This is a genomic window from Myxococcales bacterium (genome assembly GCA_016717005.1).
Classification (GTDB): domain Bacteria; phylum Myxococcota_A; class Polyangia; order Haliangiales; family Haliangiaceae; genus UBA2376.
The window spans coordinates 206,054-224,346 of the sequence record JADJUF010000008.1; the positions used below are offsets into that span (position 1 = coordinate 206,054).

General features: G+C 74.9%; 11 protein-coding genes. 4 read left to right on the plus strand and 7 right to left on the minus strand.

Annotated elements, in window-relative coordinates:
* Window positions 1–38 precede the first annotated feature (38 nt).
* Entirely contained in the window at window positions 39–1,988 is a 1,950-nt protein-coding gene (locus tag IPL61_10665) for a RecQ family ATP-dependent DNA helicase (GenBank protein ID MBK9031768.1), read from the minus strand.
* Between the two features lie 242 nt (window positions 1,989–2,230).
* Between IPL61_10665 and IPL61_10670 the strand changes: the two genes are divergently transcribed.
* Window positions 2,231–3,499 (plus strand): S1 family peptidase, encoded by a 1,269-nt coding sequence (locus tag IPL61_10670; GenBank protein MBK9031769.1) that lies wholly within the window; start codon window positions 2,231–2,233, stop codon window positions 3,497–3,499.
* Here the strand turns inward: IPL61_10670 and IPL61_10675 are convergent.
* Both IPL61_10675 and IPL61_10680 read right to left on the minus strand, forming a co-directional pair.
* A complete protein-coding gene (locus tag IPL61_10675) occupies window positions 3,423–4,109 on the minus strand; it encodes a DUF1109 family protein (GenBank protein ID MBK9031770.1) in 687 nt (228 codons plus the stop codon). The two genes, IPL61_10670 and IPL61_10675, sit on opposite strands and share 77 nt — an antisense overlap.
* The gene (locus IPL61_10680; GenBank protein MBK9031771.1) at window positions 4,106–4,663 is read right to left on the minus strand and encodes an RNA polymerase sigma factor; all 558 of its coding nucleotides are present in this window, start codon (window positions 4,661–4,663) and stop codon (window positions 4,106–4,108) included. Before IPL61_10680 ends, IPL61_10675 begins: the two co-directional genes overlap by 4 nt.
* 113 nt (window positions 4,664–4,776) lie before the next feature.
* On the opposite strand from IPL61_10680, the gene IPL61_10685 reads away from it, so the two are divergent.
* Window positions 4,777–4,941: a hypothetical protein gene (locus IPL61_10685; protein MBK9031772.1), complete on the plus strand. Its 165-nt coding sequence runs from the start codon at window positions 4,777–4,779 to the stop codon at window positions 4,939–4,941.
* 89 nt (window positions 4,942–5,030) lie between these two features.
* Here IPL61_10685 and IPL61_10690 read toward each other — a convergent pair whose 3' ends face one another.
* Window positions 5,031–5,717, minus strand: coding sequence for a lysoplasmalogenase (locus IPL61_10690; GenBank protein ID MBK9031773.1), 687 nt, complete (start codon window positions 5,715–5,717; stop codon window positions 5,031–5,033).
* Entirely contained in the window at window positions 5,714–7,015 is a 1,302-nt protein-coding gene (locus tag IPL61_10695; GenBank protein ID MBK9031774.1) for a 2-hydroxychromene-2-carboxylate isomerase, read from the minus strand. Before IPL61_10695 ends, IPL61_10690 begins: the two co-directional genes overlap by 4 nt.
* A gap of 153 nt (window positions 7,016–7,168) precedes the next feature.
* Between IPL61_10695 and IPL61_10700 the strand changes: the two genes are divergently transcribed.
* Together IPL61_10700 and IPL61_10705 are read left to right on the plus strand one after the other, a co-directional pair.
* Window positions 7,169–7,444 carry a hypothetical protein gene (locus IPL61_10700; protein ID MBK9031775.1) on the plus strand — a complete coding sequence of 92 codons (276 nt, stop codon included), beginning with the start codon at window positions 7,169–7,171 and terminating at the stop codon, window positions 7,442–7,444.
* A gap of 73 nt (window positions 7,445–7,517) precedes the next feature.
* Window positions 7,518–8,798 carry a PQQ-like beta-propeller repeat protein gene (locus tag IPL61_10705; protein MBK9031776.1) on the plus strand — a complete coding sequence of 427 codons (1,281 nt, stop codon included), beginning with the start codon at window positions 7,518–7,520 and terminating at the stop codon, window positions 8,796–8,798.
* 2,374 nt (window positions 8,799–11,172) lie between these two features.
* Here IPL61_10705 and uvrA read toward each other — a convergent pair.
* On the minus strand, window positions 11,173–14,475 hold the full coding sequence (gene uvrA / locus IPL61_10710; GenBank protein MBK9031777.1) for an excinuclease ABC subunit UvrA: 3,303 nt from the start codon (window positions 14,473–14,475) through the stop codon (window positions 11,173–11,175).
* Between the two features lie 209 nt (window positions 14,476–14,684).
* Complete coding sequence (locus IPL61_10715) at window positions 14,685–18,110, minus strand: DEAD/DEAH box helicase (GenBank protein MBK9031778.1); 3,426 nt, start codon at window positions 18,108–18,110, stop codon at window positions 14,685–14,687.
* Window positions 18,111–18,293: the final 183 nt, after the last annotated feature.

Below are 18,293 nucleotides of genomic sequence, written 5' to 3' on the forward strand. Positions count from 1 at the left end.
GCGGCCCGTCGGTCCGCGGTCAACACGCGTCCGCCCGGTCAGCGCGCGTCGGGCGCGACGCGCTCGAGGAAGCTCAGCTTGAGCAGCTTCTCGCCGTGGCTGGGGAAGAACGTCAGCGCGCTGTCGCCGAGCACGCGCACGACCTCGCCGTCGCCCCAGGTGGCGTGGCGGACGAGGTCGCCCTTGCCGACCGGATCGAACCGGGTCCGGGCGCGCTCGATCTTGAGGGCGCGGCCGCGCTGGGCCCGGCGCCGCGCCAGCATCTCGTCGGCCTCGGTCGGCGCGGCGTCGGTGCCGTCGGCCGCGGCCCGGCGGGCCGCCAGCACCGCGGCCACCGCGGCGATGCGCGCCGGCGGCGGCGCCGTATGGGCGGGCCCCGCGGCCCGCTGGCAGTTGTCGCAGGCGCCGCAGTCGGGCCCGTCGGTGTAGCCGAAGTAGGTCACGAGCAGGCGCGACCGGCACAGGTGCGACTGGGTGTATCTGAGGATCGCCTGCAGCCGGGCGCGGTCCTGGGCGCGCTTCTGCTCGTAGCGCCGGGTCGCGCGAGCCAGCTCGGTCAGGCTGGGCGGGTCCGCGGCCAGCGGCGCGAACTGCTGGCCCGGCGCCTCGGCGGCGAAGCCGATCTCCTTCAGGAACGACAGCACCACGCGGGCCTTCTTGGCCGGCGCCTGGGCCGCGGCCGCGATGACCTTGAGCGGCACCGTCGTGGTCAGCTCGTCCGGATCGGTGACCGGCGCGCCCGCGGCGGCGCGGTAGGCGTCGACCAGCGCCGACGCCACCGCCTGGGTCTGCTCCGGCGTCGGGTAGCGCCCCCCGAGGAAGAAGCTCTGGATGCGCTTGTCCTCGGGCTGGTACAGCAGGATGCAGTGGGCCGGCTGGCTGTCGCGGCCGGCGCGGCCGGCCTCCTGGTAGTAGCTCTCGAGCGAGCCCGGGAAGTTGTAGTGGATGACGAAGCGGATGTCGGGCTTGTCGACGCCGAGCCCGAACGCGTTGGTGGCGACCATGATGCGCGGGTCGCTGTGCTCCATGAACGCGGTCTGCACCCGATCGCGATCCTTGGCGCGCATGCGGCCGTGGTAGCGGCCGCACGCGATGCCCTGCTCGTGCAGGAAGTCGGCGAGCGCGTCGACCGCGCGGACGGTCGCCGCGTAGATGATGCCGCAGCCGCTGTGGCGGTCGAGCATGCGCAGCAGGATCGCCTGCTTCTTGCGCTCGCTGTCGGCCTTGAGCACGTAGTAGCGCAGGTTCGGGCGCGACAGGCCGATGTCGACCACCGCCGCGTCGGCGATCCGGAGCTGCGCGAGGATGTCGTCCTTGACCTTGGCCGGCGCGGTCGCGGTCAACGCCAGCACCGGCGGTCGGCCCAGCGCGCGCACCGCGTCGCCCAGGCCCAGGTAGGCCGGGCGGAAGTCGTGCCCCCACTGCGAGATGCAGTGGGCCTCGTCGACGACGAACAGCGCGACGTGGACGCCGACGAGGCGCTCGCGGAACCGCGGATCGCCGAGCCGCTCGGGCGTGACGTAGGCGATGCACGGCCGCTCGTCGGCCAGCCGCGCCAGCGCGATCGCCTCGTCGCGCGGGGTGATCGTGGAGTCGAGGCGCACGACGTCGATGCCGAGCTCGACCAGCTTGTCGTGCTGATCCTTCATCAGGGCGATCAGCGGCGACACCACCAGCGTCACGCCCGGCAGCTCGAGCGCGGGCAGCTGGTAGCACAGCGACTTGCCGGCGCCGGTCGGCATGATCGCCAGCGTGTCGATGCCGGCCATGACGTTGCGGATGGTCAGGGCCTGGCCGGGGCGGAACGCGCTGATGCCGAACCGGCGCGCGCCGACCTCGAGCAGGTGCGCCTCGAGCGCGTCGCCGTCGGCGTCGACCGCCTCGGCGGCCAGATCGGGCAGCTCGGGCGCGTCGGGGTCGTCGCCGGTCGGGGCCTCGAACACCACCACGGGCAGCGGCGCGAGCGGCGCCAGCGTCCCCGCCGCCATCCTCGCGCGTCGCCTGCGCACGTCCACGTCCTGCCCGGGCATATGCCGCAGGGTCGCGCGGGACTCTGGCCCGCGCAAGCGGGAAAGTGCGCGAATCCCGGAACGACCGGGCCGCGTCACCGTCGACGAACGACCCGCCTGTAAGAGCGCGCACAGTCGCTGCATCGATCGTGCACCCGAGATGCGTTCACCGTCGGCGGTGAGGCATAGTGAGGCAGATGCGGTGGGTCGCTGTTGCGCACGTGGCACTGCCAGGATTCCTGGCGTGCGCCGTCCCCGCGTCAGAGTCCTCGGACCACGCCGTGATCGGCGGCCAGCCCAGCGGCGCGGACGCGGTGGTGATGCTCGACCTCGGCGCCGGGCCGTGCTCGGGCGTGGTGGTCGCGCCGCGGGTCGTGCTGACCGCGGCCCACTGTCTCGGCGTCGGCGGCCAGGTGCAGGTCGGCGCCTCGGCGCCGTGGCGCCAGACCCTCGAGGTCGTGGCCCAGCACGCCCACCGGGCCTACGTGCCCGGCGAGCTCGCCGACGACCTCGCGCTGGTGCGGCTCGCGGCGCCGGCCGAGGTCGCGCCGCTGGCGGTGCGCGCCACCGACGCCGCGGCGCTCGCCGAGGTGCAGGTGATCGGCTTCGGCCGGCAGGTCGCCGACCAGCCGGCGTCGGGCGGCGTGCGCCACGGTGGCCTGGTCGCCGTGGTCGGCCACGACGCCGGGCTCCTGTACACCGCGGCGACCGGGCCCGTGTTCACATGCGCCGGCGACTCGGGCGGCCCGGCGCTTGATCCCGTCGGCGCGATCGCGGCGCTGGTGGTCGCCGGCGACGCCGGCTGCGCCGGGGCGTCGCGGCTGGCCCGGGTCGACCGCGCGGGCGCGTGGATCGCCACGGTCATCGCCGCCTGGGACGGGCCGTGCGCGGCCGACGGCGCGTGCGCGACCGGCTGCGCCACCGTCGACCCCGACTGCGATCCATGCGGCCTCGAGGGCACCTGCGCCCCTGGGTGCGCGGCGCCCGATCTCGACTGTCCGCTCGGCGGCGCGCCGGGCGCGACCTGCGCCGACGACGGCGCCTGCGAGTCGCGGCTGTGCGCGCCGGCGCCCGACGACGCCACCAGCCAGTTCTGCTCGCAGCCGTGCGGGCCCGAGGCGCCGTGTCCGGCGCCGATCAGCGCGTGCGTCGACGGCGGCTGCGTCTACCCCGGACCGACGCCCGGGCGGCTCGGCAGCGCGTGCGTCGACGACGCGGCCTGCCGCAGCGGTCGGTGCGATCGCGGGCTCGACGTGTGCGCGGTGGCGTGCGGCGGCGACGACGCGTGCCCCGACGGCTACGCCTGCGCGACGACCGGCAGCGGCCCGCTGTGCCGGCCGAGCTCGGGTGGCTGCGGCGCCGGGCCCGACGGCGGGCTGGGCGCGCTGGCGCTGGTCGGGATCGCGCTGGCGCTCAGCGGACGGCGAGCCAGCGGGGCAGGAGGGCGGCGGCGCCGATCGCCGCCAGCACCGCCACGCCGCCGTGGATGACGCCCACGTGCAGCGCGTCGGCGATCGGGCAGTGCAGGTGCAGCATGAAGCCGCCGATCGCGCCCGCGGCGGCGCCGATCGCCGCGGCGGTGAGGCGGGTCGCGGTCGGCGCCGCGCCCCGGAGCGCCAGGGCCATCAGGGCGATCGGCACCAGGGCGGTCGCGAGGCCGGTCGACAGGCACCCGGCCCAGGACGCCAGCCCGCGGTGCAGGCTCGACGGCCCGCTCCGCGCCAGCGCCAGGCCGGCGACGATGAACCCGGCGGTGGCGACGGCGGCGATCGCCGTGGCCGGCACCCAGCGCGGCATCATCGCGCGCCGGCCGGGGACCACGACCAGCACCGTCGGGACCACGAACCCGATGAGCCAGGCGGCCAGGTAGGCGTAGAGCCAGGTGCGGGGCAGCTCGTCGAGGTCCCGGCGCACCGTCAAGAGGCCGACCATCGCCACCGCCCAGCCCAGCGAGGCCAGCACGACCACGGCGGCCTGGCGGGCCGGGCGTCGGGGCCGGACCGGGGCGAGGTGGTCCAGCTCGGCCGCGAGCTCGGCCGGCAGCGGCGGCGGGGCGCCGCCCAGGTCGAGCCCGTCGAGGGGTTCGCGCGGGTCGTTCACGAGGCACCTCGCAAGATCCGGCGCAGGGCCTCGTAGCCGCGGTGGGCCCGCACCTTCATGGCGCCGGGCGTGGTCCCGGCGATGGCCGCGGCCTCGGCCACCGATCGGCCGTCGAGCTTGGTCAGCACCACCGCCTGGCGCTGGGCCTCCGGCAGCTGCGCCAGGGCCGCTAGCGCCGCCCGGGTCACCTCGGGATCGGCCTCGGTCCGCTCGGCCGCCACGGTCGCGGCCTCGCCGGTGATGGCCGCGGCGGTCTCGGGCACCTCGCCGTCGTCGGTGGGCACCGCGGCGCGCTTGCGGCGCCGGACCTCGTCGAGGAAGGTCCGGTGGGCGATGGCGTAGATCCAGGGCAGGGGATCGGCGCCCCGGACGTAGGCGGCGCGGGCCCGGTGCACCTTCAGGAAGGTCGCCTGGAGGACGTCCTCGGCGACCGCGCGGCTGCGGGCCATGCCCGTCAGGTAGGCCAGGAGCCGGGGCGCGACCTCGCGGTGGAGGGCGCGGAATGCGTCGGCGTCGCCATCGCAGTAGCGGGTCATGAGGTCGGCGGCCGTCATCTCGTTCGGCCGCAGACTATACGCGGTTGCAGCTCGGGCGGTTACAGGGCTTGACCCCGGCTGCGACTTGACTAGACTCCGCCCTCCGAACTGGACCGCAAACGAGGTTGCCCGTGGCTGCTGGACGCTCGAAAAGTAAGCTCAAGAACCGCCCCAAGTACAAGCGCGATCGCTCGCTCACGGGTCGCAAGATCAAGGCGAAGAAGGCCGCCGCGAAGAAGCGGGGCCTCGGCCGCAACCGCAAGCGTCGCAAGGCGCGCGGCTCGCGCGCCAAGTAGCGCCGGTCGCGCTTCGTCGCGCTGGGCACCCGGTCGTCCGCGTCGCTCAGCGGACGACCAGCGCCCAGGCACCCGGTCGTCCGCGTCGCTCAGCGGACGACCAGCGCCCAGGCGAACAGCAGCTGGGCGCCGTAGTACACGGGCAGGCCCAGGGTGCGATTCAATGGATCGCGCCCGATGAACTTCTCGCGCGCGACCGCCAGGTCCGAGGCGAAGAACGCCGCCGCGCCCGCGGTCAGCAGGTGCCGCGCGGTCGGGATCGCCACGCGCTCGCCGTCGACCAGGGTCGCGGCCAGCCCGCCGATCAGCATCGCGGTGATCACCGCGACGTAGCCGATCACCGGGATCCGCATCGGGCCGAGCCGCGGCCACAGCCAGCGCAGGATCACGCCCGCGGCGACGACCGCCGCCGGCGCCGCGCCGATCATCGCGCCGTCGAGCCAGTGGCCGGGCGCGGTCACCCGGGCCAGCCCGACGACGTAGGCGACGTGGCCGAGCAGGAACGCCACCAGCCCGGCCAGGAACCCGCGGTCGCTCTCGAACATGAGCGCGACGTCGCCGAGCGCGCCGAACCCGAGGCCGACGACGATCCAGACCGCGAGCGTGCGGTCGCCGCCGTCGGCGAAGGCGCCGCCGACCAGCGGCAGCGCGACGAACGCGGCCGAGGCCAGCGGCTTCCACAGGAACCGCCGGCGCCGATCGCCGGCGCGCTCGGCCGCCACCAGCAGCGCCACCGCCAGCGCGCACGCCGCGGTCGCGACGATCGCGGCGGTCATCGCGCCTCCGGGATCCAGCCGCGCAGCGCGGCCGCGACCAGGTCGAGGCGATCCTGGCCCCAGAACGCCAGCGGCCCGGCGGCGCTGTGCACGATCGTCGTCGGCGCGCCGAACACGCCCGCGGCCGTCGCCGCCGCCGTCGACGCGATCAGCGCCTGCTTCACCGCCGGCTCGCTGGTGCGATCGACCAGCGCCGGATCGAGCCCGACCTCGGCCGCCAGCGCGCGCAGCTCGTCGGCGCCGCCGACGTCGCGGTCCTCGACCCAGGCAGCCCGGAACAGCCGCGCCACCAGCGCCGGGGTGCGGTCGCCGGCGAGCAGCGTCAGCCGCAGCGGCGCGACGGTGCGCAGCGGGAACCGGCTCGAGAACCGGAAGTCGACGCCCCACCAGCGGGCCCAGCGATCGAGCTCGCGCGCGACGTAGCGGCGCTTGGGCTCGGGCATCTGCAAGAGCGGCACGTCGGCGGTGCCGAGCTCGCGGAACAGCGCCCCCAGGAGCATCGGCCGGTAGCGCACGGTGGCGCCGGCCGCGGCGGCGACCCGCTCGATCTGGGTGGCGCCGAGGTACGCGAACGGCGACGAGTAGTCGAACCAGAAGTCCAGCGCCGGCGCGGCCGCCGCCGGTGGCGCCGCGCTGGCGGGATCGGCCGGCACCTGCCGCGGCGGCGGCCCGCCGTCGGGAGCCCAGCCGTCGAGGACCGCGGTCAGCCAGTGCAGGCGATCCTGGCCCCACAGCAAGATCGGCGGCGCGTCGCCGCGGCGCACGACCATCGCCGGCGCGCCGAAGATCCCCAGGGCCACCGCGCGATCGGTGCGGGCCCGCAGCTCGTCCTTGCGCGCGTCGCTGTCGGCGGCGATCAGCGCCGCGGCGACGACGTCGGCGTCGAGCCCCGCGCCGGTGAGCGCGCCGCCCAGCGCGGCCGCGTCGGTGACGTCGACGCCGTCGACCCAGTACGCGGCGTAGAGCGCGTGCATCGCCGCCGGCCAGGTCGCGGGCGGGAGCGCCAGCATCGTCCGCAGCGCCCGCACCGTCCGCTGCGGGTGGCGCGGCGGCACGTGCAGCGGCACGCCGCGGCGCTCGGCCCAGCGCGCCATGTCCCGGGCGTTGGCCAGGGCCTTGGCCGGCGCCAGGGTCGGCATCGGCCCGTCCCCGGCCCCGATCGAGCGGAACACGCCCCCGAGCAGCATCGGCGCCAGCTCGAGCCGGACGCCGGGCCGCGCGCAGACGGCCTCGATCGCGCGCGACGCCAGGTAGGCGTACGGGCACGAGAAGTCGAACCAGAACTCGACGGTGATCACCCGCCGACGATCGCAAATGCTGCGCGCCCGCGATACCCGCGGTCGACCGAGATCGCGACGGCGGCGCCGTGCCCCGTCGGGACCGCGCCGAACTGTTTTGACAGCGCCCCCGGTGGGGTTAGACTCTCGCAGTGTCCGCCACGCGGACGGCCCATGGCAAAGCTGATCGAAGGATTCAAGGACGGCCGACCCGAGCTCGGACGCCGCACGTTCCTGGTCCCCGAGAACCACGCCGAGGTCCTCGCGCTGCTCTATCACGAGCGCACCGGCATCGTCGGCGGCCTGCCGGTGGGGCCGGTGACCACCGATCCGTGCGGCGCCCACGGCATCCGCATGTACCCCGATCAAGATCCGGCGATCCTCGAAGAGACCCGCCGCTACTTCGAGAAGCTGTCCGAGCGGTTCTCGAACGATCTCGCCAAGGCGTGAGCGCGCACCGACCTGATCCCCGCCCCCGCGGCCCGACGATCTCGCGGCGCCGGTCTGGTAGCGTCGGCCCGTGATGCGGACCTGGTGGGCAGCCGTGCCGATCGCCGTCGTGGCCGCGTGCGCCGGACGGGCGCGGTCGCCCAGCCCGTGCGCGAAGGACACCGACTGCAAGGGCGCGCGCGTGTGCTCCGCCGGCGCGTGCGTCGATCCCGCCCCGGGGACCGCCGGCGCCCGCCCGGGGCCTGGCGGCGACGGCGACGGCGGCGTCGCGGTGGCGCCGGTGATCGGCCCGCGGCCGTTCGCGATGATCGGCGGCGGTCCGCGCCACCTCGGCCGCACCGCCGGCCCGGCGCCGCGCAAGGCCCCGACCGAGCTCTGGCGGGTCGAGGTCGGCGGGCCCGTCACCGGCGCGCCCACGCTCGGCCCCGACGGCACGCTCTACGTGACGTCCCACGCCGGGACGCTGACCGCGATCGATCCGACCGGCGCGGTCACGTGGACCTTCGCCATGGGCGAGCGGTCGTGGAGCACGCCCGCGGTCGCGGTCGACGGCACGATCTACGTCGGCTCCGACGACGATCACCTGTACGCGGTCGACGCCGCCGGCCACAAGAAGTGGGCGCTGCGGATCGGCCAGTGCGATCCCAACGGCTTCGGCCCCGAGAGCTCGCGCTGCGACGCCGACGGCGGGCCGGTGATCGGCGCCGACGGCACGATCTACCTCGGCGGCGACGGCGTCCACGCGGTCTGGGCCGACGGCACGCTGCGGTGGCGGTTCGCGACCGCCGAGCACGTCGCGACCGCGCCGGCGCTGGCCGACGACGGCACGATCTACGCGGGCGGCCAGGACGACGCGCTCTACGCGCTGGCGCCCGACGGCAGCAAGCGCTGGGAGTTCCGGGCCGGCAGCGACTTCGACGCGGCGCCGGTGATCGGCGACGACGGCACGATCTACGCCGGCAACGACGACGACGCGCTCTACGCGCTGCGGTCCGACGGCACGCTGGCGTGGAAGACGTTGGTCGGCGGCGATGTCCGCGGCGCGGTCGCGATCGCGCCCGACGGCACGATCTACGTCGGCAGCTACGACCACCACCTGTACGCGCTGGCGCCGACCGGGCAGGTGGTCTGGCGCCTGGCCGCCGCCGACAAGATCCACGCCGCGCCGGTGGTCGCCGCCAACGGGGTGATCCTGGTCGGCGCCCAGGACGAGCGCCTGTACGCGGTCGATCCCAGCGGCGTGCTGCTGTGGACGATCGCGATCGCCGGTGACCTCGACAGCGCGCCGATCATCGGCAGCGACGGCACGATCTACCTGGCGGGTGACGACGGGATCGTGCGCGCGCTCAAGTAGCGCGCGCCATCTCCGGCCGCCGCCGCACCGCCCGCGCGCTCGACCTGTCGACGCGCCGGCCCACCCCTTCTCCCGCGGATCTGCGCGCAGGTCCGCCTCCGACAAAGGTCTGACGAAATGACGATCGAACGCGACGATATTCTCGAGGGGCTCCGCACGGCGGTGACCCATGGCATCAAGTTCACGGCCCTCGCCGACGCCATCGGCGCCCGCAAGGTCGACTACGCCCACATGCGCGCGGTCCTGGCGACGATGGTCGCCGAGGGCCTGGTGCGGGCGCTGCCGGGCGGCGGGTTCGGCCTCGCGCCGCACGGCCGCACCGCCGACAAGAAGGCCCGGCCCGGGCTGCCGTGGCAGGACGCGCCGGCGCCGGTCGACGCGGCGCCGCCCGCGCCTCGGTCCCGCCGGACGTCCAAGGCACCGCCGGCGGACACGGCGCCGCCCGCGCCCCGACGCGCCGCGCGCCCGACCGCACCGCCGGTCGAGGCCAGCGACGACGCCCCCACCGGCCGCATCACCGTGCACCCCGCCGGCTACGGCTTCGTCGGGCTGCCCGACGGCCGCGACGTGTTCGTCCCGGCCAAGTACCGCGGCGGCTCGATCGACGGCGATCAGGTGCGGGTCACGACCTGGGTCGGGATCAAGGGCGTCGAGGGCCAGGTGATCGAGGTGATCGCCCGCGGCCGCGCTCGCCTCACCGGCGTGCTGCGGGTCAGCGGCCGGCGCATCTACCTCGAGCCCGACGACCCGCGCGTCGCCGCCGACTTCGGCCAGGTGCCGATCGACGGCGGCTCGCCGTCGGCCGAGGGCCAGGCGGTCGTGGTCGAGATCACCCGCTACCCGGCGCCGGGCAGCCGCGACGTCGCGGCTCGGGTGCTCAAGGTCCTGGGCGACCCCGACGATCCCCGCACCGAGATCGAGAAGATCCTCGCGTGCGCGGCGCTGCCGCTCGAGTTCCCGGCGGCGGCGCTGGCCCAGGCGGTCGCCACGCCGCAGCAGGTCGGCCCCGACGACCTGGCCGATCGCATCGACCTGCGCGATCGCCGGTTCTGCACGATCGATCCCGAGACCGCGCGCGACTTCGACGACGCGCTGTGCATCGAGGACGGCCCCGACGGTGGCACCCGGGTCTGGATCGCGGTCGCCGACGTCTCGCACTACGTGCGCTGGGACGACGCGCTCGATCGCGAGTCGACGCTGCGCGGCGTGTCGGTCTACCTGCCCGATCGCGTCATCCCGATGCTGCCGCACCAGCTCTCGAGCCAGATCTGCTCGCTCTTGCCCGACGTCGATCGCTGCGCGATGGTCGTGCGGCTCGACTACGACGCCGACGCGCAGCTGGTCGGCGAGAGCTACGCCGCGGCGGTGATCCGGTCCCAGGCCCGGCTCGACTACCCGGGCGTGGCCGCGGCCCTGCGCGAGGACTTCCGCGGCCGGCGCGAGGCCTACCGGCCGTGGCACGCCGAGCTCGTGCGGCTCAACACCCTGGCCCAGACCCTGCGCGCCCAGCGCCGGGCCCGCGGCACGCTCGATCTGGATCTGCCCGAGGCCAAGGTCATCCTCGACGCTGACGATCCGCGGCTGGTGCGCGACGTCGTCCGCGCCAAGGGCGACGCCGACGTCAAGGGCGCGTACCAGCTGGTCGAGGAGTTCATGATCGGCGCCAACGAGGCGGTCGGCCGGTTCTTCCGCAAGCGCAACGCGCCGACGGTGTGGCGCGTGCACGCGCCGCCGAGCCGCGAGCGGGTCGAGGAGCTCGCCGCGATCCTGGGCGGGCTCGGGCTGCCGGTCGACGTCGACGCCGCGCTGACGCCGCTGGGCATGAAGCAGGTGCTCGACCTGGTCGCGACCACGAACGCGGCCCGGTCGCTGTCGTTCCTGGTGCTGCGCTCGCTCAAGCAGGCGGTCTGGGACACCGTGCCGATCGGCCACTTCGGCCTGGCCTCGGGCGACTACGTCCACTTCACGTCGCCGATCCGGCGCTACCCCGACCTGCTGGTCCACCGGCTGCTCAAGCACTACTTGCACAAGGACGGCCTGCCCGCGGGCGGCGCCTACCGCGAGCCGCCGCCGCCGATCGAGCGCCTGGCCGAGCTGGCCGCCGGCGCCAGCGGCCACGAGCGCCGCGCGATGGAGGCCGAGCGCGAGGCGGTGGCGATGTACCGCGCGTACCTGGTGCGCGATCAGATCGGCGAGCGCTTCACCGGCGCGGTCTCGGCGGTCACCAGCTTCGGCGCCTTCGTCGAGCTCGACGCGCCGTTCGTCGAGGGCCTGATCAAGCTCGAGTCGCTGGGCCACGACATCGGCTACGACGAGGCCCGGCTGCGGCTGCGCGCGCGCCGCTCGGGCTTCAGCCTGGCGATGGGCGACGCGGTCACGGTCGAGCTGATCGACGTGTCGGTGGCCCGGCGCCGGATCGAGCTGAAGCTGGTGACCGGCGCGACCGGCGCGGCCGAGGGCGCGACCACCCGCGGCCGCGAGGTGCTGCCCGGCGCCGCCACCCCGCCCCCGCGCCGCCGCCGCGAGACCGCCCCCACCGACGACGCGCCGCCGGCCCGGACCGGGCCGACCCGGCTGGAACTGGCGCGCCGCGAGCGCGCCGGCAAGGCGGTCGCCAAGGCCAACCCCAAGGCCGGCAAGCGCAAGCCCGCCGGCGCGCGCCCGTCCCTGGGCGTCTCGCACCACAAGCCCAAGAAGAAGCGCTGACGGGCCCCGGAGCCGGACGCGGAGCCGGAGCCGGAGCCGGCCGGGGGGGGGGGGGGGGGGGGGGGGGGGGGCAGGCGCGCGCGCCACCGCGCCTCGCGCGGGCCGGCTTGATCATCGGGCGCAGGAACCGGCCGGTGTGGCTGGCCTCGATCGCGGCCACCTCCTCGGGCGTGCCGGCCGCGATCACCTCGCCGCCGGCGGCGCCACCCTCGGGGCCGAGGTCGATGACCCAGTCCGCGGTCTTGATGACGTCGAGGTTGTGCTCGATCACCAGCACGCTGTTGCCGGCCTCGACCAGCCGCGCCAGCACCTCGAGCAGCCGGCGCACGTCGCCGAAGTGCAGGCCGGTGGTGGGCTCGTCGAGCAGGTACAGCGTGCGCCCGGTCTGGACCCGGGCCAGCTCGCGCGCCAGCTTGATGCGCTGGGCCTCGCCGCCCGACAGGGTCGTCGCCGCCTGGCCGAGCGCCAGGTAGCCGAGGCCGACGTCGACCATCGTCTGCATGATCCGCCCGAGCTGGCGGTGGTGGCGGAACAGCTCGAGCGCCTCGTCGACCGGCGTGTCGAGCATGTCGGCGATCGACTTGTCCTTGTAGAGGACCCGCAGCGTGGCCTCGTTGTAGCGCTTGCCCTTGCACACCTCGCACGTGACGAAGACGTTGGGCAGGAAGTGCATCTCGACCTCGCGCATGCCCGCGCCCTCGCACGCCTCGCACCGGCCGCCGCCCTGCTTGGCGGTGACGTTGAACGAGAACCGCCCAGGCCCGTAGCCGTAGGTCTTGGCGGTCGGCATCTCGGCGTAGAGCTCGCGCACCAGATCGAACGCCTTGGTGTACGTGGCCGGGTTCGAGCGCGGGGTCCGGCCGATCGGCTTCTGATCGATCACGATGACCTTGTCGATCAGGTCGAGGCCGGTGAGCGAGTCGTGGGGCCCGACCCGGTCGAGGCTCTTGTGGAGCTGGCGGGCGAGGGCGGGGTACAGGGTCGCGTTGATCAGCGACGACTTGCCCGCGCCCGACACGCCGGTGATCGCGACCATCACGCCCAGCGGGATCGTGACGTCGACGTTCTTCAGGTTGTGCTCGCGGGCGCCGCGCAGCTCGATCGCGCCCTTGCCGGTCCGGCGGGTGGTGGGCACCGCGATCGACTCGGTGCCGGCCAGGAACCGACCGGTCACCGACGCCGCGGTCGCCTTGACCTGCGCCGGCGTGCCCTCGGCGATGACCTCGCCGCCGTGGCGGCCGGCGCCGGGGCCGAAGTCGATCACCCAGTCGGCGGCCTCCATCGTGGCCTCGTCGTGCTCGACCACGAGCACGGTGTTGCCGAGGTCGCGGAGGCGGTGGAGCGTGCGGATCAGCCGCTCGTTGTCGCGCTGGTGCAGCCCGATCGACGGCTCGTCGAGCACGTACAGCACGCCCGACAGCTCGCTGCCGAGCTGCGACGCCAGGCGGATGCGCTGGGCCTCGCCGCCCGAGAGCGACCCGGCCGGCCGGTCGAGGGTCAGGTACTCGAGCCCGACGTCGAGCAGGAACGTCAGCCGGTTCTTGATCTCCTTGAGCACCTCGCCGGCGATCTGGGCCCGGGTGCCGGCCAGCTTGAGCCCGCCGATGAAGTCGTAGGCCTGGCGCACGGTCGTGCAGGTGACGTCGACGACGCCGCGGTCGCCGACCAGGACCGCGCGGGACTCGGGCCGCAGGCGCGTGCCGGCGCAGGTCGCGCACGCGATCGCGCGGAAGAACGACTCGTAGTGGGCCCGGACCCGATCGCTCGACGACTCGCGGTGGCGGCGCTCGAGCTGCGGCAGGATGCCCTCGAACTTCATGTCCCACGCGCCCGACGAGTGCCGGCCCTGCCACTCGACCGCGACCCGCTTGTCGCCGGTGCCGTAGAGCAGGATCTCGCGGGCCTTGTCGCCGAGCTTGGCCCAGGGCTTGTCGAGATCGATCTTGAACGCCTTGGCGATGGCCTTGACGATGTTGGCGGTCCAACCGGCGTCCTTGCCGACGCTGTCGCGCCAGACGGCGACCGCGCCGCCGTTGATGCTCTTGGTCGGGTCGGGGACGATCAGCTCGGGGTCGGCCTGGAGCTTCTCGCCGAGGCCGTTGCACGCGACGCACATGCCGAGCGGCGAGTTGAACGAGAACGACTGCGGCGACAGCTCGGGGAAGCCGATGCCGCAGGTCGGGCAGCTGTTGTCCTCGGAGTAGACCCGGGGCGTGCGCTCGCCGGCGACGTCGGCGATCAGCTTGCCCTTGCCCTCGCGCAGCGCGGTCTCGACCGAGTCGGTCAGGCGGCCGCGATCGCCGGCGGTGATCGAGACCCGGTCGATGACCAGCTCGATCGTGTGCTTCTTCTGCTTCTCGAGCGCCTCGACGTCCTCGAGCCGGACGATCATGCCGTCGATGCGCACGCGCACGAACCCGGCCTTGCGGGCGTCGGCGATCAGCTCGCGGAACTCGCCCTTGCGGTTGTCGGCCTTGGGCGCGAGCAGCGTGACCTGGGTCCTGGCCGGCAGCGTGGCCAGCTCGTCGACGACCTCGGCCGCCGAGCGCTTGGCGACGGCGCCGCCGCACTGGTGGCAGCGCTGCTCGCCGGCGCGGGCGTAGAGCACGCGCAGGTAGTCGTAGATCTCGGTGATCGTGCCGACGGTCGAGCGCGGGTTCGACGCCGCGCTCTTCTGCTGGATCGCGATCGTCGGCGACAGCCCGCTGATGCGCTCGTACTTCGGCTTCTCCATCTGCCCGAGGAACTGGCGGGCGTAGGCCGAGAGCGACTCGACGTAGCGGCGCTGGCCCTCGGCGTAGAGCGTGTCGAACGCCATGCTCGACTTGCCCGAGCCCGACGGACCGGTGATGACGACGAGCTGGTGCTTGGGGATCTCGAGGCGGTCGACCTTGAGGTTGTGCTCGCGGGCGCCCTCGACCACGATGGCGTCGGGCTGGCTGGGTGCGCGGACGACGGGCGGGCGCGGCATGCGGGCGACACCCTACGGAACAAGCGTTCAGTCGTCAAGCCAGCGACGGTGGTCTGCGGTCGAGCGACCGCCGTCGCCGGGGCGCCGGGCTCGGGGCGGGCTGGCCGAGCCGAACTCGCGATGCGTCCTCGTCGGGCCCGAAAATGCCGACGGGCAGGCGCGTGGCCTGCCCGTCGCGTCGACATCACGCCCCATCGCGGGGCGCTGCCTCAGGCGTGGGCGAGCTCGACCTTGATGATCGTGTCGCCGTGGGCCTGGCCGTTCACCGTGGCGATGATCTTCTCGGCCACCGGCGCCGGCACCCGGACGTGGCAGTAGGTGTCGCGCATCGCGACCGAGCCGAGATCGGTGGCGGCGATGCCCGCCGCGTCACCGAGCAGCTTGCGGACGTCGTCCGCCGACAGCCCGTGCTTCTTGCCGAGGTTCACGTGGATCCGCACCTGGGCGCCGGGCTCGGCGGTGACCGCAGCCGCCGGGGCGGGCTCGGACTTGCGCGCGCGCTCGCCGCGAGCCGGACGCTCGCTGCGGGCCGCGCGGGCCGGCTTGGCGTCGGCGTCCGCCTCGGCCTCGACCGCGGGTTCGACGGCGGGCTCCGCCTTCGCCTCGTGCTTGCGCTCGCCGCGGGCCGGACGCTCGCCGCGGGCCGAGCGCTCGCTGCGGGCCGGACGCTCGTCGCGGGCCGGACGCTCGTCGCGGGCCGGACGCTCGTCGCGGGCCGGACGCTCGTCGCGGGCCGGACGCTCGTCGCGGGCCGGACGCTCGTCGCGGGCCTCGGCCGGGGCTCGGGTCGACTTCTCGTCGGCCCAGGTCTCCCAGAAGTCGCGCTGATCGACCGGGGCGGTGGCCGGTGCGCCGTTCTTGGGCTTGCGGTCGTGGTTGCTCGACGCAGCGCGGGGCGCCTCGTCGCGGGCCGGACGCTCGTCGCGGGCGGGGCGATCCTCACGGGCCGGGCGCTCGTCGCGGGCCGGACGCTCGTCACGGGCGGGGCGATCCTCACGCGCCGGACGGTCGTCGCGGGGACGCTCGTCGCGGGCCGGACGCTCGTCACGGGCCGGACGGTCGTCGCGGGCCGGACGCTCGTCGCGGGCGGGGCGATCCTCACGCGCCGGAGGGTCGTCGCGCGGGCGGTCGTCGCGGGCCGGGCGATCCTCACGCGCCGGACGGTCGTCGCGCGGACGGTCGTCGCGGGCCGGGCGATCCTCACGCGCCGGACGGTCGTCGCGCGGACGGTCGTCGCGGGCCGGGCGATCCTCACGCGCCGGACGGTCGTCGCGGGGACGGTCGTCACGGGCCGGGCGATCCTCACGCGCCGGACGGTCGTCGCGGGGACGGTCGTCACGGGCCGGGCGATCCTCACGCGCCGGACGGTCGTCGCGGGGACGGTCGTCACGGGCCGGGCGATCCTCACGCGCCGGACGGTCGTCGCGGGGACGGTCGTCGCGGGCCGGGCGATCCTCACGCGCCGGACGGTCGTCGCGGGGACGGTCGTCGCGGGCCGGGCGATCCTCACGCGCCGGACGGTCGTCGCGGGGACGGTCGTCGCGGGGACGGTCGTCGCGGGCCGGGCGATCCTCACGCGCCGGACGGTCGTCGCGACGCGGGCCACGGTCGTCACGGGCCGGACGATCGTCGCGGGGACGGTCATCCCGGGCCACGACCTCATCGCGCGGACGCTCGTCACGAGCCGGGCGGTCGTCGCGCGGACGGTCGTCGCGGGCCGGGCGCTCCTCGCGCGGACGGTCGTCACGCTCGCCGCGGTCGTCGCGCTCGCGGCGCGGGCCGCGGTCGTCGCGATCGAACCGACGCGGGCTGCGCGCGGGCCGCTCCTCGCGGACCTCGCTGACCGCGTCGACCACCGGCGGCGCCGCCTCGATCAGCTCGACTAGCGCGACGGGCGCGACGGGCGCGACGGGCTCCTCGCCCTCGGGGCGGCGGTCGCCGAAGCGGGGGCCGCGGTCGCGGTCGCCGAAGCGGGGGCCGCGGTCGCCGCGGTCGCGGTCGCCGCCGAAGCGGGGGCCACGGTCACGGTCGCGGGGGCCGCGGTCGCGGTCGCCGAAGCGCGGGCCACGGTCACGGTCGCCGAAGCGCGGGCGGTCGCCGAAGCGATCGTCGTCGCCACCGCGCTCCTCGCGGACGCGGGCCTCGCGCTCGAGGCGCGCGGCCTCGGCGGCGGCGCTGGTCGCGGCCTTCTCGGCCTTGATCTCGTCGAGGCGGGTGCCGATCAGCAGGGCGACGATCTGCTCGCCGTCGGGCTCGGCCAGGAGCCGCTTGGTGAGCTCGAGGTACTCCTCGGTCGCCTCGCCGCTGACCAGGCCGCGCACGGCGAGCAGCGGGTCGGGCGGCGGCGGCGCGCCGACGCGGGGCAGGGGCGTCTTGAGCACGCCCTCGAGCACCGACATCGGCGGCAGGTCGCGCTCCTCGGGCTGGATCTTGTAGAGCACGCGCAGGTACCAGAACGACGACAGCTCGCGCGGGCCGATCAGCGACAGCGCGGTGCCCTTCTTGCCGGCGCGGCCGGTGCGGCCGGTGCGGTGGACGTAGACCTCGGCCGAGTCGGGGAAGCTGAAGTTGATGACGTGCGACAGCTCGGTGATGTCGATGCCGCGCGCGGCCACGTCGGTCGCGACCAGGTACTTCAGGTTCTTGTCGCGCATGCGCTTCATCACGCGCTCGCGATCGGACTGCGACAGATCGCTCGACAGCGGCTCGGCGTCGAGGCCCTGCTTCTGCAGGAACCGCGCGACCATGCCGGTCTCGTCGCGGGTGTTGCAGAAGACGATCGCGCTCTCGGGCTGCTCGCTGACGATCACGCGCAAGAGGTCGCGGGCGCGGGCGATGCCGCTGACGATGTAGTAGGCGTGGTGGATCTCGGCGACCGAGATGTTGCCGCTCGACAGCGCGATCTGCTCGGGCTCGCGCATCTGCCGCTTGGAGTAGCGGACGACCTCGTTGGGCATCGTCGCCGAGAACAGCAGGGTCTGCTTGGTCTTGGGCGTGTGCGAGGCGATCCGATCGATGTCCTCGAGGAAGCCCATCGACAGCATCTCGTCGCACTCGTCGAGGACGAAGAACCGGATCTGCTTGAGATCGAGGGTGCGGCGGCTGATGTGATCGAGCACGCGGCCGGGCGTGCCGACGACGATGTGCACGCCCTCCTTGAGCTGGGTGATCTGCTTGGGGATCGGCGCGCCGCCGTAGATCGGGACGATCGACAGGCCCTTGTGCTTGCCGAGCTGCGCCAGCTCGCGGCACACCTGCAGCGCCAGCTCGCGGGTCGGGGTCAGGACGATCGCCTGGGGCGCGCGCACGGCGGCGTCGACCGACGACACGATCGGCAGGCCGAACGCGGTGGTCTTGCCGGTGCCGGTGCGCGACTGGACCATCAGGTCCTTGCCGGCGACGACCGGCGCGTAGACCGCCGACTGCACCGGCGTCGGGTGCAGGTAGCCCATGTCGTCGAGCGCCGCCTGCACGTCGCGGGGCAGCCCGAGATCGGCGAACAGCAGCTCAGGCGGGGCGGCGGGGGCGGCGGCGGCGCCGGGCTCAGCGTCGCCTTCGGTCGCGGGCAGGGAAGCTAGGAGGGCGGGATCGGGGCCCGCGGTATCGGGGCCGGAGGTGACAGACGGGTTCGACATGGGTGCTGTTCCGAGAGAGCGAGGGCCCACCGGGCGCGATCACAACCTGCCATGCGTCGGGCGGCCCGCTCCCCCACGACGCCACGATCGCGTCGAGCCACCCGGCGCGCGCCTGGGTGGTGGGGGGAGGCGGCGGCCCGACGACGGGCGCTGCGGTGGACGAGGTGACGAGAGCGATCGGCA

Excerpts from the sequence above, each read along its gene's own strand:
- IPL61_10700 (MBK9031775.1), top strand. The coding sequence starts at position 7,169 with ATGGCAAAGCTGATCGAAGGATTCAAGGACGGCCGACCCGAGCTCGGA.
- IPL61_10680 (MBK9031771.1), bottom strand. The coding sequence starts at position 4,663 with ATGACGGCCGCCGACCTCATGACCCGCTACTGCGATGGCGACGCCGAC.
- IPL61_10665 (MBK9031768.1), bottom strand. The coding sequence starts at position 1,988 with ATGGCGGCGGGGACGCTGGCGCCGCTCGCGCCGCTGCCCGTGGTGGTG.
- IPL61_10715 (MBK9031778.1), bottom strand. The coding sequence starts at position 18,110 with ATGTCGAACCCGTCTGTCACCTCCGGCCCCGATACCGCGGGCCCCGAT.
- IPL61_10690 (MBK9031773.1), bottom strand. The coding sequence starts at position 5,717 with ATGACCGCCGCGATCGTCGCGACCGCGGCGTGCGCGCTGGCGGTGGCG.
- uvrA (MBK9031777.1), bottom strand. The coding sequence starts at position 14,475 with ATGCCGCGCCCGCCCGTCGTCCGCGCACCCAGCCAGCCCGACGCCATC.
- IPL61_10705 (MBK9031776.1), top strand. The coding sequence starts at position 7,518 with ATGCGGACCTGGTGGGCAGCCGTGCCGATCGCCGTCGTGGCCGCGTGC.